12 protein-coding genes are annotated in these 14,197 nt (G+C 71.5%); 4 read left to right on the forward strand and 8 right to left on the reverse strand.

All coding sequences use genetic code 11. From position 1 onward, the window contains the following. The 6 genes from AB0J90_RS13285 to AB0J90_RS13310 all read right to left on the reverse strand — a co-directional run bounded on the left by AB0J90_RS13285 (window position 1) and on the right by AB0J90_RS13310 (window position 5,655). On the reverse strand, window positions 1–1,170 hold the full coding sequence (locus AB0J90_RS13285; RefSeq protein WP_363595408.1) for a PTS mannitol transporter subunit IICB: 1,170 nt from the start codon (window positions 1,168–1,170) through the stop codon (window positions 1–3). Between the two features lie 130 nt (window positions 1,171–1,300). Beyond that, window positions 1,301–2,245, reverse strand: coding sequence for a 1-phosphofructokinase (pfkB, locus tag AB0J90_RS13290; protein WP_363595410.1), 945 nt, complete (start codon window positions 2,243–2,245; stop codon window positions 1,301–1,303). Next, window positions 2,242–3,003 carry a DeoR/GlpR family DNA-binding transcription regulator gene (locus tag AB0J90_RS13295; RefSeq protein WP_363595679.1) on the reverse strand — a complete coding sequence of 254 codons (762 nt, stop codon included), beginning with the start codon at window positions 3,001–3,003 and terminating at the stop codon, window positions 2,242–2,244. Before AB0J90_RS13295 ends, pfkB begins: the two co-directional genes overlap by 4 nt. Before the next feature lie 297 nt (window positions 3,004–3,300). Further along, window positions 3,301–4,098 carry a class I SAM-dependent methyltransferase gene (locus tag AB0J90_RS13300; RefSeq protein WP_363595412.1) on the reverse strand — a complete coding sequence of 266 codons (798 nt, stop codon included), beginning with the start codon at window positions 4,096–4,098 and terminating at the stop codon, window positions 3,301–3,303. A gap of 91 nt (window positions 4,099–4,189) precedes the next feature. Further along, window positions 4,190–5,323 (reverse strand): AI-2E family transporter, encoded by a 1,134-nt coding sequence (locus AB0J90_RS13305; RefSeq protein ID WP_363595414.1) that lies wholly within the window; start codon window positions 5,321–5,323, stop codon window positions 4,190–4,192. A gap of 98 nt (window positions 5,324–5,421) precedes the next feature. After that, window positions 5,422–5,655 carry a hypothetical protein gene (locus AB0J90_RS13310; RefSeq protein WP_363595416.1) on the reverse strand — a complete coding sequence of 78 codons (234 nt, stop codon included), beginning with the start codon at window positions 5,653–5,655 and terminating at the stop codon, window positions 5,422–5,424. 109 nt (window positions 5,656–5,764) lie between these two features. Here AB0J90_RS13310 and AB0J90_RS13315 point away from each other — a divergent pair, with 109 nt between their 5' ends. Continuing rightward, window positions 5,765–6,235 (forward strand): hypothetical protein, encoded by a 471-nt coding sequence (locus AB0J90_RS13315; protein ID WP_363595418.1) that lies wholly within the window; start codon window positions 5,765–5,767, stop codon window positions 6,233–6,235. A 43-nt stretch (window positions 6,236–6,278) separates the two neighbouring features. Here the strand turns inward: AB0J90_RS13315 and AB0J90_RS13320 are convergent, their stop codons facing one another. Further along, complete coding sequence (locus AB0J90_RS13320; protein ID WP_363595420.1) at window positions 6,279–6,989, reverse strand: hypothetical protein; 711 nt, start codon at window positions 6,987–6,989, stop codon at window positions 6,279–6,281. A gap of 468 nt (window positions 6,990–7,457) precedes the next feature. Here AB0J90_RS13320 and AB0J90_RS13325 point away from each other — a divergent pair, with 468 nt between their 5' ends. From AB0J90_RS13325 to AB0J90_RS13335, 3 genes are read left to right on the forward strand one after another with little or no spacing between them, the layout of a single operon-like run. Beyond that, complete coding sequence (locus AB0J90_RS13325; RefSeq protein WP_363595422.1) at window positions 7,458–8,429, forward strand: 3-oxoacyl-ACP synthase III; 972 nt, start codon at window positions 7,458–7,460, stop codon at window positions 8,427–8,429. Further along, on the forward strand, window positions 8,426–10,999 hold the full coding sequence (locus tag AB0J90_RS13330) for an alpha/beta fold hydrolase (protein ID WP_363595424.1): 2,574 nt from the start codon (window positions 8,426–8,428) through the stop codon (window positions 10,997–10,999). The genes AB0J90_RS13325 and AB0J90_RS13330 overlap by 4 nt, the downstream gene beginning before the upstream one ends. Then, on the forward strand, window positions 10,996–11,979 hold the full coding sequence (locus AB0J90_RS13335) for an NAD-dependent epimerase/dehydratase family protein (RefSeq protein ID WP_363595426.1): 984 nt from the start codon (window positions 10,996–10,998) through the stop codon (window positions 11,977–11,979). The genes AB0J90_RS13330 and AB0J90_RS13335 overlap by 4 nt, the downstream gene beginning before the upstream one ends. Before the next feature lie 61 nt (window positions 11,980–12,040). On the opposite strand, the gene AB0J90_RS13340 is transcribed toward AB0J90_RS13335, so the two are convergent. Next, window positions 12,041–14,197 carry an alpha-glucuronidase gene (locus AB0J90_RS13340; RefSeq protein ID WP_363595681.1) on the reverse strand — a complete coding sequence of 719 codons (2,157 nt, stop codon included), beginning with the start codon at window positions 14,195–14,197 and terminating at the stop codon, window positions 12,041–12,043.

Raw genomic sequence — 14,197 nt, forward strand, 5'->3', positions numbered from 1 at the left:
TCAGCCTTCTGCGTTCGCCGTACGGGTCGCGGCCGGGCTGCCGTCGGTGGCCGGCTGGCGCGGTTCGGGCAGTTGGCCCTCGGCCGCGGCCTCGTCGATCTCCTCTGCGGCTTCCTGGTCGCTCTTGAGCCGACCGAAGCCGAGCAGCGCGGAGGCGACCACGAAGGAGACGGCGGCGGCGAGCAGGACGCCGAGGAAGACCCCGAACCAGCCGCCCTTGGGTGTGACCGCCGCGTAGGCGAAGATGCTGCCCGGCGACGGGGTGGCGACCAGTCCGGCTCCGGTGATCATGAAGGTGCCGACACCGGTCGCGCCGCCGGCGATGGCGGCGAGGATCAGCCGTGGCTTCATCAGCACGTACGGGAAGTAGATCTCGTGGATGCCGCCGAGGAACTGGATGATCATGGCGGCCGGCACGCTCGGCCGCAGGCTGCGGGGTCCGAAGAGCAGGAACGCCGTGAGCAGGCCGATACCGGGGCCAGGGTTCGACTCGATCATGAACAGGATGGACTTGCCGGTCTCCTGTGCCTCGGCCACCGCGAGGGGGCTGAGCACGCCGTGGTTGATCGCGTTGTTGAGGAAGAGCACCTTGGCCGGCTCGACCAGGACCGAGGCGAGCGGCAGCAGGTTGTTGCTGATCAACCAGTCGACGGCGTCACCGGCCCAGGTGGTGAGCTGCTCGACCACCGGGCCGATCACCCAGACGCCGACCAGTGCGATGCCACCGCCGATGATGCCGGCGGAGAAGTTGTCGACCAGCATCTCGAAACCGGGCCGGATCCGGTCCTGCACCAGCCCGTCGAAGAGCTTGAGCACGTACGCGGCGAGCGGACCGATGATCATCGCGCCGAGGAACATCGGCACGTCAGCGCCGACGACGACGCCCATCGTGGCGACCGCACCGACCACCGCGCCCCGCTGGCCGTGCACGAGCCGGCCGCCGGTGTATCCGATCAGGACCGGCAGCAGCACCCCGATCATCGGGTCGACGAGCTGGGCCAGGTGCTCGTTGGGCAGCCAACCGGTGGGAATGAACAGTGCCGTGATCAGACCCCAGGCGATGAACGCGCCGATGTTGGGCATGACCATGCCGGCCAGATGGCCACCGATCCGTTGGACCTGGGCCTTGAACCCCGCTCCCTGGACCTCGGGGGTGTATGAGACGGCCATGAGGGGACTCCTTCGCAGAGGGTGGCTCGCGCCTGCGCGCAGGTGTGTTCGTCTGTCATCCCGGAGGTTCCGGGTCTGTCGCCGTACCCCGTGGTCTTTGCCTCGGGTGGTGACTTTGCCGCCATGGCCGTCATCCCCCCGCGATCAGCGGCCGGACCGGGTCCGGCCGGGCGTGCAGTCGTACGGTGCGCCGGTTCAGGTCCTCCGGGCCGGGCATCCGGCTGCCGGGCAGGCTGACCGCCGCCGCGCCCCAGGCCAGGCCCTCGGCCAACGCCTCCGGTCCGTGCGCCCCGGCCGCGAGGAAGCCGGCCAGCAGCGCGTCGCCGGCACCGACGGTGCTGCGCGGGAACTCGACCGGTGACTCACCGGTGACCACCCCGTTGTCGTCGACGAGCACCGCGCCGTCGGCACCGAGGCTCGCCAGTACCGCGCCGGCTCCCCAGCCGCGCAACCGTTCGGCGGCGTCGACCACGTCGCCGAGCGAACGCAGCGGCGTACCGACCGCCTCGGCCAGTTCCTCCCGGTTCGGTTTGACCAGGGCCGCGCCGGCCTGCGCGGCGGCCCGCAGCGCCGGCCCGCTGGTGTCGACCGCGAGCCGTACGCCGGCGGCGACCAGCCGGGCGCAGAGTTCGCCGAACGCCCGCGCCGGCAGGCCCGGCGGCACGCTGCCGCAGGCCACCACCCAACGCGCGGTGTCGGCCGCGGCCAGTACCGCCTCGGTCACCGCGGCGAACTCGTCCGCCGCGAGCACCGGCCCAGACTCGTTGATCTTCGTCACGGTGCCGTCCGGCTCCGCGAGGGTGATGTTCGACCGGGTACGCCCCGCGATCGGCACCGCGATCAGGTCGACGCCCTCCGCCCTGAGCAGCGAGACGAGCTGGGCGCCCTCGTCGCCGCCGCACGGCACCACGGCCCGCGACGCCACCCCGTTCGCCAGCAGCGCCCGGGAGACGTTGACCCCCTTGCCACCGGGATCGAGGTGCGCGGACGCGGCCCGGATCACCTCGCCGCGGACCAGCGCACCGATCTCCATCGCCCGGTCCAGGCTGGGGTTGAGGGTGACGGTGACGATCATGCCCGGACCACCCGTACGCCCGCGGCCTCGACCTCGTCGGCCAGTTCCTCGTCGAGTCTGCTGTCGGTGATCAACAGGTCCAGGTCGGCAAGTGTGCCGAACCGGGCCAGGTAGTCGTTGCCGATCTTCGTGTGGTCGGCGAGCAGCACCACCCGGCGGGCCGCGGCGATCATGGCGCGCTTCACCGCCGCCTCCGCCGGGTCCGGAGTGGTCATCCCCCGCTCGACCGAACAGCCGTTGGTGCCCATGAAGGCGAGGTCGACGTACATCTCGGCGAGCGGACGCAGCGCCCAGTCGTCCACCGTGGCCAGGGTCTTGCCGCGGACCCGGCCGCCGAGCAGCAGCACACTGAGATTGCTTCGAGTGCCGAGCGTCGCGGCGAGCACCGGTGAGTTGACCACCACAGTCAGCTCCCGGTCGGTGGGGAGCAGTTGGGCCAGCCGCGCGGTGGTGGTGCCGGCGTCGAGGATGATCGCCCCCTCCTCCGGCACCTCGGCCAGGGCGGCCTTGGCGATCCGCTCCTTCTCCGCGATCAGTACGGCGTCCCGGGTGGCGAGCGCGGGCTCGAAGCCGATGCGTTCCACCGGGATCGCGCCGCCATGGACCCGGCGGAGCATGCCGGCCCGCTCCAGCACGGTCAGGTCCCGGCGAATCGTCTCGGCCGTCACGTTCATGCCCTCGGCCAGCGCCATCACGTCCACGCGCCCGTCCGCCCTGGCGGTGCGCAGGATTTCCTGCTGGCGTTCCTCGGCGTACATGTCTTTCACCCGCTTGCTCGTGTTGGCTTTGCTTTTGTTTACGCCCGTTTCTGTGGGCAGTCAACACGTGGTCGTAACTTTCTTGTCATCTCCTTGACTCGATCCAGGGTGATCCAGGACATATCACCCCTACCAGAGTGGTGCGCGACCTGCGAAGGGCCGGCTCCGGCGACCGACCGGGCCGGGTCGGACGGGGATGCCGTACCGATCTTTGGTTGTGTGGTTTTACTGCCGGCGTAGCAAACGGACAGGCCCGCCGTCATGGACGGCGGGCCCGGGACGTACGCGAACCAGCGGCTACGGGTGGCGGGCGACCGCCAGGAAGTGGCTGCTGGCGCCGAGCAGGCTCGGCTCCTCCTCGACCCGCCGCAGCATGTCCAGCATCAACTCCGTCCGCTCGGGATCGGCCAGGATCTCCGCCAGCCGAGGGCCGGCCTGCCAGAGCGGACCCTCGACCGCGACCACCCGCTCCACCACCAGGCCCGCGTCGCTCACCTCGCCGGCCACCTCCTCCGGATGATGGAAGTACGCGCTGGTGAAGAAGCTCTTCTCCGGATCGACGTTGTCGTGCACCCCACCGACCAGGACACCCTCGACCAAGCCCTGGAACGTCGGATCGTCGTAGTAGGCGTGTACAAAACCGTCGAACATCGACGCCCACCGGGAGATCATCGCGGCCACCACCACGCCACCGGGACGGACCACCCGGCCGGCCTCCCGCCACGCCGACACCCGCTGCGCTCGATCGAGCAGGTGGTAGAGCGGTCCGAGCAGCATCACCGCATCGGCGCTCCGGTCCGGTGCGGGCAGCTCACGCGCGTCCCCGACCTCCGCGGTCACACCGGGACGCGACGCCGCCTCGGCAACGTGCTCCGGCACGGGATCCACCACATGCACCCGGTAGCCCGCGGCGGCGAGCGGTCCGGCGTACACCCCGGTCGCGCCGCCGACGTCCAGCACCTCCGCCGGCGCGCTCGGCAGCACCCTGGTCAGCACGTCCCAGGTACGCAGGTACTCCAGCGGACCCTGCCCGTCGGCGAGCCGGTCCCGCTCGCCGCCACGCCGGTAATAGTCCATGACCTCTGATCGGAGCATGGCATCGATCGTGGAACCCGCCACGTTGATCGGCAAGCCATTAACCCCGCCCGATCGACGAGGCCGAACCCACCAATGCCCCGCTCGCCGATCAGGTCGGCTCCCCCGTAGGCACCACCGCGTCCGGTTCCTGTTCACCGGCCTCCGGCTCCGGCTCCGGGGGCGTGTCGACGAGTTGTTCGCGTACGTAGTTCCACACCACGGAGATCAGCGCGGCTACCGGGACGGCGAGCAGGCTGCCCACGATGCCCGCGAGGCTGCCGCCCAGGGTGACCGCCAGCAGGACCACCGCCGCGTGCAGGCCAAGGCCGCGACTCTGGATGATCGGCTGGAACACGTTCCCCTCGAGCTGCTGGACCGCGATGATGATGGCCAGCACGATCAGCGCATCCGTCGGGCCGTTCGACACCAGCGCGATGAGCACCGCGACGAAGCCGGCGAACAGGGCACCGACGATCGGCACGAACGCCGACACGAAGGTCAGCACCGCCAGCGGCAGCACCAACGGCACGCCGACGATCCACAGGCCGAGGCCGATGAAGACCGCGTCCAGCAGCCCGACGAACGCCTGCGAGCGTACGAACGCGCCGAGTGCGTCCCAGCCCCGCTCAGCCACCACCGGGACGTCGGTGGCGAGCCGGCCGGGCAACTGCCGGGTCAGCCAGGGCAGGAACCTCGGGCCGTCCTTGAGGAAGAAGAACATCAGGAAAACCGCCAGGACGGTGGTGACCACCCCGTTGACCAGCGTGCCCACCCCGGAGAGGGTGACGGTGATGATGCTGCCGACGCTGTCCTGGACGCGGGCGATCGCGGCGTCGAAGGCCTGGGTGACCTGGTCGTCGCCGATGTTCAGCGGCGGACCGGCCGCCCACTCGCGCACCTGCGCGATGCCGTCCTCGACACCGCTGACCAGGTCCCCCGACTGCGACGCCACCGGCACCGCGATCAACACCACGGTCCCCGCGGCGACCAGCAGGAAAAGCACGGTCACCGCCGACGCGGCCAGCGCGGGACGCCACCCGTGCCGCCGCAGGAAGCGGGCCATCGGCCAGGTCAGCGTCGTCAGGAGCAGGGCGACCACCAGCGGCCAGACCACCGACCAGGTACGGCCCAGCACCCACAGCGCCACCCACGTCATCAGCAGGACCAGCAGCAGCTGCAGCGAGATGCTCGCCGACGTACGCAGTGCAGCTCGGGTCTTGGTGGCACTCACTGTGGCAGGCATGGGATCACCTTAGGGATGTACCCACCGGTCCCGCATTACCGGCCGAGGCGGGTACCGGGCGTCGGGTCCCCTACCCGGTCGGTGCGATCGGGTCGACGTCAGCCGTGCAGGGCGGCGCGGCGGGCGTCGAGGAAACGGCGCCCGGCGTTGCTGTCGGTCAGCGCGGCGGCACGCCGGTAGGCCGCCGCCGCCTGCTCGGTACATCCGACGCCGCGGAGCAGGTCGGCGCGTACCGCGTGGAAGACATGGTCGGCGCGTACCGCGGGGAAGACATGGTGGTGGTCGAGGCCGGTCAGCGCTTCGACCACCGGCAGGGCCGCGGCCGGGCCCACTGGATCGCCGGTCAGCTCGGCGCCCGGCTGCTGCAGCCGGTGATCGCCCGACGGCTCGGCAGACTACCGTGTGCGATGCCCACATCCCCGCGACGATCGGCAGCCCGGCATGAGCCAGCTCGAAGACATTGCAGACCGCGACGGCTGGCGCTGCTGGGTCTGTGACGAACCGGTCGACCGGGCCACGTCGGTGAACGACCCGCGCGGTCCCAGTGTCGACAGCAGGACGACCGGTCAGCGAGCGTCGTCCAAGAAGTCCGGCGGGGATTTCGCCGGTGGGGAACGCTTGGCCCACCGGGCCTGCAACACGAAGAAGGGTGCGGTCACTCCGGTCATTCCCTGGCCGGCGGTCCTCATCCTGATGGAGCCGGCGGTGCTGCTCACGGTCGCCGACCGGCTCGATCGCAAGGGTGGCAGGGAAATCGTGGTCCGATGCGCCGACCGGGCAGACGCCGAGCGGGCGGCAGACTGGTTGGTGGACCGTTTCTCCCGGCTGGCGCCCGCGCTTCCCGTCGAAACGAGTATCGAGCCCGGTGGCGGCCAGTTCGTGGTCGCGTTGACCGCGGCACGCCGCCGCTGACCCGCCCGGCCCCGGCTCGGTAGGGAGATCCACCCCGACCGGGTCAGACCAGTAGGGCCGGTCTCAGCTCCGCACCCAGGTTGATCGCGCCGACCACCCCGTTGCCAGCGGGGTGGTAGACGTCGATGGTGTTGTTGCGTCGCATCAGTTCCCGGACCGGGGGCGGCAGCGGAGGTGGGTCGTCCATGGCCCCACGGATCTGCTGGGCGGTCGAGATCAGCCCGTGGGCCAGGGACGCACCGTCGGCGTCCACCCGGACCCGGCCGTACTCCCAGCCCGCGGCGGTGAGGTCGAACACCTCGAACACGTGCGCCAGCAGCGGGTACGGGTCGGTCACCCGTACCCGCCGGGGCGCCTGCACGCCGACCACGGTGACAGCCGCCGCCACCTGCACGTACGGGTGCAAGCCGCCCGGCAGGGCGAACAGCGGCCAACGCAACTCCGGCCCGGCCGCCTGCCACAGCGGTCGATAGTTCCGGCGGTCGACCACGAGCCGATAACCACGACGCCGGTACAGCTCGGCGGCCTGGGCGTGGAGTTCCGCATGGGCCTCGTCGGCGAACTCGTGCAAGATCCGGGCTGCGACCGACAACCCGTCGTCACCGTCGAGCAACCGCGCGACGGCGTCGGCCTGGTCGGCGAACCGGACCTCCGCCCGGGCTCCGAACCGCCGGACCTCCTGGAGCAAAGCCTCCTGCCGGCTCGGATCCTGCTGGACCTTCTTCCCACCCAGCAAAGACCGGAACCACCGCATGTCGCCTCGTTTCAGCAGCCGCTAAGAACCGGGCAATGCTAACCGGCATCCCCCATCCGGGTCTCTTGCGGACACTGCTTCGGCGGCGGCTCGGGCCGAGCTTTCTGTCGTCCGGGCCACACTCCCTAAACCATCCTAGGAACCTGGTTCAATAGGTCGAACTCGACCCCATCCGCGGCGAGCGCCCGCACCATCACCGACAGCCCGGCGTACGCACACGGACCCGCCATGGAAGCCGATCCAGGAAACCAATTGCGGCTACTCATGGTCGCCAAACGACCACCCAAAGTCGACGCAAGCTAAGCGTCGACCCGGAATGCGGGGTGATGTTCACCGCCTAGCCAATTGATCATTGGTGAATGGAGGCCGGAGTGGATAACTTCGAGCCCCGAGGTACGGGCGACGGACGGAGGCTGGATGACCGACGGCAATGCTGAGTATCGCTACACGAACACAGCGGTACTGTCAGTGGCGGCCTTGGAGGCGCCGGTCATCGTCACCTCTGAACAAATCGACGAGGAGTTGGGCGACACCCTCCAACGGTTGCGGATGCGCCGGGGAATGCTCCAGCGGATCGCCGGCATCCGGGAGCGACGCTGGTGGCCGGAGGGCTTCAGCTTCGCCGACGGAGCGGCGATGGCCGGAGCGAAAGCACTGTCGGAGGCCGGGGTCGACGCCCGTGATGTCGGCCTGATGATCAACACGTCGGTGTCCCGCGCTCATCTCGAACCGTCGACCGCGGTTGCCATCCATCACACGCTGGAACTGCCGCACTCGGCGTTGAACTTCGACATCGCCAACGCGTGCCTCGGTTTCGTCAACGGGATCCAGGTCGCCGCCAACATGATCGACGCCGGGCAGATCCGGTACGCGTTGGTCGTGGCCGGCGAGAGTTCCCGCGAGGCCCAGCAGGCGACCATCGACCGGCTGCGCCGCCCCGACGCCACCCGCGACGAGGTCCGGGAGCAGTTCGCCACGTTGACCCTCGGTTCGGGCGCGGCAGCGATGGTGCTGGGCCGGGCGGACACGCACCCGGCCGGCCACCGGTTGGTCGGCGGTGTGGGCCGGGCCGCAACCCAGCACCACGAGCTGTGCGTCGGGGACAACACCCGGATGAGCACGGACGCGAAGGGCCTGCTCGACGCCGGTCTGGACCTGGCCGAGGCGACCTGGGCACACGCCGGACCGTGGGACTGGCAGAACATGGACCTGTACGTGATGCACCAGGTCTCGGCCGCCCACACGCGCGGAGTCGTCAACCGGCTCGGCCTCGACCCGCGCCGGGTCCCGACGACGTTCCCGCTGCTGGGCAACGTCGGACCGGCGTCGCTGCCGCTGACCCTGGCGCACCACGGCGACTCACTCAGCTCCGGCGACCGGGTGCTGTGCATGGGCGTCGGCTCCGGCCTGAACACCTGCGCGCTGGAAATCGTGTGGTGAACGATCGTCAAGGGCTGCCGCCGACCGTACCGCCGGGCCTGGATCCGGCCTGGTCCCGATCCGTCACCGCAGTGGACAGCCAGGGCGTGGAGCGCACCTGGCATGTCCTGGACACCGCCGCGGCCGACGCCGACGGCACCGGGTACGCCGGCACGCTGCTGTGCGTGCACGGCAACCCCACCTGGTCGTACCTGTGGCGGCACGTGTTGGCCCGGTTCAGCCGACCCGACGCACCACGGTGGCGGGTGGTCGCGGTCGACCACCTGGACATGGGCTTCTCGGAGCGCACCGGCACCGTACGCCGGCTGGCGCAGCGAATCGACGACCTCGGTACGGTCACCGACGCGTTGGGCCTGACCGGACCGGTGGTCACGATCGGCCACGACTGGGGTGGGTCCATCTCGTTGGGCTGGTCACTGCGTCACCGCGACCAACTCCGCGGGGTGGTGCTCACCAACACGGCGGTGCACCAGCCGAGCGACTCACCGGCACCCGCGCTGATCCGGCTGGCCGGACTGCCCGGCATCCTGCCGACGGTCACCGTGCGGACTCCCACGTTCCTGCAGGCCACCCTCGCACTGGCGAACCCGTGGCTGTCGACAGCGGTCCGGGACGGCTACCTCGCCCCGTACCGGACGCCCGGGCGGCGCGCGGCGATCGGCGATTTCGTCGCGGACATTCCGCTCGGCCCCGAACATCCGAGCTGGTCGGCGCTGCAGGGGGTCGCGCAGCACCTCGACACGCTCGCGGACGTACCGGCACTGCTGCTGTGGGGGCCGCGGGACCCGGTCTTCGGTGCCGCGCACCTGCGGGACCTGCGTACCCGCCTGCCGCACGCACAGGTGCACCGGTTCGAGGGCGCGGGTCACCTGCTCGCCGAGGACGCCGACGTCGCCGGTGCGGTCGCCCGGTGGGTGGCCGACCTGGACCGGTCGGCCCCCGCCCCGGCCGCGATACCGGAACCCGTGGTGCTGTGGCGTCCGCTCTGGGCCGCGTTGGCCGAGCGCGCCGACGACCGGTCCGTGGCACTGGTCGAGATGGCCCAGGGTGGTCGGCAGGTCAGCTGGTCGCTGCTGTGGCGACGGATCCGGGAGATCGCCGCGGGACTGTCCGCCTCCGGAGTACGTCGGGGCGACCGGGTGGCGCTGCTCGTCCCGCCCGGCGCCGACCTGACCGCCGCCGTCTACGCGTGCCTGCGCATCGGCGCGGTGATCGTGGTAGCCGATCCCGGGCTGGGACTGGCCGGCATGAACCGGGCACTGCGTGGGGCCGCCCCCGCACACCTCATCGCCGTCGGTCAGGGACTGGCCGTCGCCCGGGCTCTGCGCTGGCCCGGACGCCGGTTCGGGGCCGGACCCGGGGCCGCTGCGCTCGGCGCCCTGACCCTGGGCCGGCTCGCCCGCCTCGGTGCCGGTGACCGGAAGCTGCCCGCCGCGCCCGAACCGGACGACGACGCGGCGGTGTTGTTCACCTCCGGCTCCACCGGGCCGGCGAAGGGCGCGGTCTACACCCACCGTCAGCTCGCCGCGATGCGCGACGCGCTGTCCGAACTCGGCCTGGGCGCCGAATCCGGGATCGTGGCTGCGTTCGCGCCGTTCGCGCTGTTCGGGCCGGCTCTCGGCGCCGCCTCGGCGATCCCGGACATGCGGGTGACCGCGCCCAGGACGTTGACCGCCACCGCGCTCGCCGAGGCGACGGCCGCGGTCGACGCCTCGGCGGTGTTCGCCTCACCGGCGGCGCTACGCAACGTGGTCGACACCGGCAACGGATTGGACGCCCGGCAACGCGCCGCGTTGGAGGGGGTCACGCTGCTGCTCAGTGCGGGCGCACCGGTACCCGCCGTACTGCTCGCGCAGGCGCAGGCGCTGATGCCCAAGGCGCAGCCGCACACCCCGTACGGGATGACAGAGGTCCTCCCGGTCACGGACATCACCCTCGACCAGATCGTCGACGCCGGGCCGGGTGACGGCGTCTGCGTCGGCCGGCCGCTGCCCGGTGTGCAGGTGGCGATCGCCGCCCTGGACCCGACCGGCACACCCGCCGAGCAGCCGGGCGACGCTCCCGGGCACACCGGCGAGATCATGGTCCGGGCCGCGCACACCAAGGACCGGTACGACGCCCTGTGGCTCACCGAGCGAATCAGCTCGCGCAACCCGGGCTGGCACCGTACCGGGGACGTCGGCTACCTGGACCAGGACGGTCGGCTGTGGGTGCAGGGCCGGCTGACCCATGTGTTGATCACATCGGACGGTGTGCTCACTCCGGTCGGGATCGAGCAACAGGTGGAGTCGTTGCCGCAGATCGCGCGGGCCGCCGTGGTCGGCGTCGGTCCGCGCGGCGCGGCGCAGGTCGTGGTCATCGCCGAGACCCTGCCCCCGGTGCGCCGGGCCAGGCTGGCGAGCCGGGAACTGACCGACGCGGTACGGGCGGTGGCGGCACCACCGGTCGCGGCCGTACTGGTCGTCCCGGCCCTGCCCACGGACATCCGGCACAACTCGAAGATCGACCGTTCCCGGCTGCGTCGATGGGCGGAACGGGTACTCGCCGGCGGGAGGTTCGGCGGACTGTGAGAGTCCTCGTCACCGGTGCCAGCGGCATGCTCGGCGGTGCTGTCGCCACCGCGCTGGCGCTGCGCGGCGACCGGGTCCGCGTGCTGCAGCGCCGGCCCAGCGGACTGGCCGGGGTGGACGAGCGGCGCGGCGACATCACCGATCCGGCCGCCGTACGCGAGGCCGTCGACGGCGTGGACGCGGTGGTGCACCTGGCCGCGAAGGTGTCGATGACCGGCTCGTGGCCCCTGTTCCAGCAGATCAACATCGACGCCACCGCGGCGCTGCTCGACGCCGCCCGGGCCGCCGGTGTGACGCGGTTCGTGCAGGTCTCCTCGCCGTCGGTCGCCCACCACGGCACCGACCTCGTCGGTGTCGGTGCCGACCGGGCCGACCCGGACCGGGCCAGGGGCGACTACGCGCGCAGCAAAGCCTCGGCCGAGTTGCTCGCCCTGGCCGCCGACTCGCCCGACTTCGCCGTCGTGGCGGTCCGTCCGCATCTGGTCTGGGGACCGGGTGACACCCAGTTGGTGGCCCGGATCGTCGAGCGGGCCCGGTCGGGCCGGCTGGCCATGGTCGGTCGGGGTACCGCCCTGATCGACACGACGTACGTGAGCAACGCCGCCGAGGCGATGGTCGCCGCGCTCGACCGGGCCGGCGACGCGGCCGTACACGGGCGGGCTTTCGTGGTGACCAACGGCGAGCCGCGGACGGTCGCCGAGCTGGTCGAGCGGATCTGCGTCGCCGCCGGGGTGACACCGCCGCGGCTTCGGGTTCCGGTGGCCGCGGCGAAGATCGGCGGCGGCGCGGTGGAGCGGGTCTGGTCCGCGCTGCGGCGGACCGAGGAACCGCCGATGACCCGGTTCCTGGCCGAGCAACTGTCCACCGCGCACTGGTTCGACCAACGCCACACCCGAGCGGCACTTCGTTGGGCGCCACGGGTCACCCTGGAGGAGGGATTCGCCCGACTGGCCGCCGCTTACCAGCGAGACCCCCGGTAGCTCCGGCAACGGATCGGAATCGGACCACGCGCACCCCGATGGGCCGTGGACCGGCCGCGGATCAGTGGATCCGGCGACCCCGCGCGTCCGGCACACCCGATTTCCGGAAGAAGTAGGTGTTGAGCTGGTCGCGCCATTCCGTGGCGCTGCGCAGCTGCTCGTCGAGTCGCTCGGTGACCCGGTCGTGCACGGCCGGGTCGATCACCCCGTCGAGCAACCGCCACCGCTGCCGCATCACCTCCACCTGCTCGACGCCGGCGAAGTGGGTGTCGTAGATGTGCTGGACGACGGTCGATCCGCTGTGCAGGACGTGACCGTAGGGCACATGGTGGAAGAAGAGCAGCAGCTCGTCGGGGCACCGCTCGCGCGACTCGTACACCGTGTTCCAGGGCGGCAGGTACTGGCCGGTGAAACCGGTCCCCGTCGCGCGGGTACGGTCCACGCCGACGCCGTCCCGGTCGGCGAAGTGGTACGTCCCCCACGGCGTGTACTCGTATCCGTCCACGTCGGGGCCGTAGTGGTGCCCGGGCCGCACCATGAAGCCGACCCCGAGCGGCGCGCTGTACCGCTCGTAGGTGCGCCACGAATCGTCCATCACCGCGTGCAGCGTGCGCCGTACCAGCTCCGGGTCGGTCGTCGTGGACGGTGGGAAGGTCAGCTCGATCCACTCGTCGAGGACGGCCAGCGGGTCCAGCCGGGGATCCCAGGCGAGCCGGCCGAAGGCGTACAGGTTGGCCTGCGCCAGGGGATGTCCGGTCCAGAACAGGTCGTCGCCCGCGTTCGAGACCGCGACCAGCCCGCCTCCCGCTCCCGACCCGCCCGCGGCGATGTCGGCGACCGCCGGCCCGCACGGCTCCCCCGGCGTGAACCGCAACACCTCGCTCCACCAGGGACCGAGGTAACAGACGTGTCGCTGCTGGCCGGTGTACTCCTGCGTCACCTGCAACTCCACGGCCAGCCGGGTCGCCGGCATCGCCGCGATCACCGGCGAGACCGGCTCGCGCACCTGGAAGTCCACCGGCCCGAACTTCACCTGGAGGATCACGTTTTCCCGGAACCGTCCGTCGAGCGGGGCGAAGTGGTCGTACGCGGCTCGGGCCCGGTCGGTCGCCCGGTCCCGCCAGTCCTGGCGGTGGTTGTAGACGAACGCGCGCCAGTGCACCACCGCCCCGTACGGGGCGAGCGCCTCCGCTAGCAGGTTCGCACCCTCGGCGTGATCGCGACCGTACGTGAACGGGCCGGGTTGCCCCTCGGAGTCGGCCTTCACCACGTAACCACCGAAGTCGGGGATGCGCTCGTACACCTTCTCGGTGGTGGTGGCCCACCAGTCCCGTACCCGCTCGTGGGACGGGTCGGCGGTCGGCAGGCCGCCGAGGACCACCGGGGCGGCGAAGGTGACCGACAGGTGCACCCGGATGCCGTACGGGCGCAGGACGTCGGCGATCGCGGCCACGTCGCCGAGCCGCTCGGTGAGCAGTTTCGCCTCGGTGGCGTGGACGTTGACGTTGTTCACCGAGACGGCGTTGACCCCGCAGGCGGCGAGCAGCCGCGCGTACTCCCGGATCCGGGTCCGGTCACGGCGGGCTTCGCCGTCGTGCCAGAAGATCGAGCCGCCCGCGTACCCCCGCTCGACCTGCCCCATCACCGGGTGCACAGCCACGTTGTCCCAGTGGTCGAGCATGCGCAGGCGCATCGCGGGCCGGTGCCGTTGCGGCGCGAGGACGGCGTCGAAGGCCGCCGTACCGAGCCGGACCACGTGGAACAGCCCGTACAGCAGACCGGCCGGTGCGTCGGCGAGCACCACCGTCACCCCCGCGGCGCGAGCCAGTAGGAAACCCTCGTCACCGAGCGCGGCGGACTGGATCTCCCCCGCCGCCGCCACAGCCTTTGCCGCCGGTCCCGGCGGCGGCCCGGAGCCACCCAGCGCGAGCACCAGGTCGACGGCATCGCCGGCCGGTGCGTCGCCGACACTCGACGCGTCACCGGACGTGGGCGGGTTGCCGGACGTAGCTGGGTTGCCGGACGTAGGTGGGTTGCCGGACGTAGGTGGGTTGCTGCCCGAGCGCCACGCCCTGCCGCCGTGCCCGGCGCACGCGGTCGCGACCTCGTCGAACACCGTGTCGACGATCGGCCCCGCACCGTGCACCAGGACGCGGCGCGAGCCGAGCGCACCGAACGCCTCCGGTGGCAGCCAGGCGGCGTGCACGGCGGGCCGCAT

It is taken from the genome of Micromonospora sp. NPDC049523 (assembly GCF_040676775.1).
Lineage (GTDB): Bacteria > Actinomycetota > Actinomycetes > Mycobacteriales > Micromonosporaceae > Micromonospora_G.

What these genes read in the sequence shown, in the direction of transcription:
- AB0J90_RS13285 (WP_363595408.1), bottom strand. Translation starts at nt 1,170, where the DNA reads ATGGCCGTCTCATACACCCCCGAGGTCCAGGGAGCGGGGTTCAAGGCC.
- pfkB (WP_363595410.1), bottom strand. Translation starts at nt 2,245, where the DNA reads ATGATCGTCACCGTCACCCTCAACCCCAGCCTGGACCGGGCGATGGAG.
- AB0J90_RS13295 (WP_363595679.1), bottom strand. Translation starts at nt 3,003, where the DNA reads ATGTACGCCGAGGAACGCCAGCAGGAAATCCTGCGCACCGCCAGGGCG.
- AB0J90_RS13300 (WP_363595412.1), bottom strand. Translation starts at nt 4,098, where the DNA reads ATGCTCCGATCAGAGGTCATGGACTATTACCGGCGTGGCGGCGAGCGG.
- AB0J90_RS13305 (WP_363595414.1), bottom strand. Translation starts at nt 5,323, where the DNA reads ATGCCTGCCACAGTGAGTGCCACCAAGACCCGAGCTGCACTGCGTACG.
- AB0J90_RS13315 (WP_363595418.1), top strand. Translation starts at nt 5,765, where the DNA reads ATGAGCCAGCTCGAAGACATTGCAGACCGCGACGGCTGGCGCTGCTGG.
- AB0J90_RS13320 (WP_363595420.1), bottom strand. Translation starts at nt 6,989, where the DNA reads ATGCGGTGGTTCCGGTCTTTGCTGGGTGGGAAGAAGGTCCAGCAGGAT.
- AB0J90_RS13340 (WP_363595681.1), bottom strand. Translation starts at nt 14,197, where the DNA reads ATGCGGCCCGCCGTGCACGCCGCCTGGCTGCCACCGGAGGCGTTCGGT.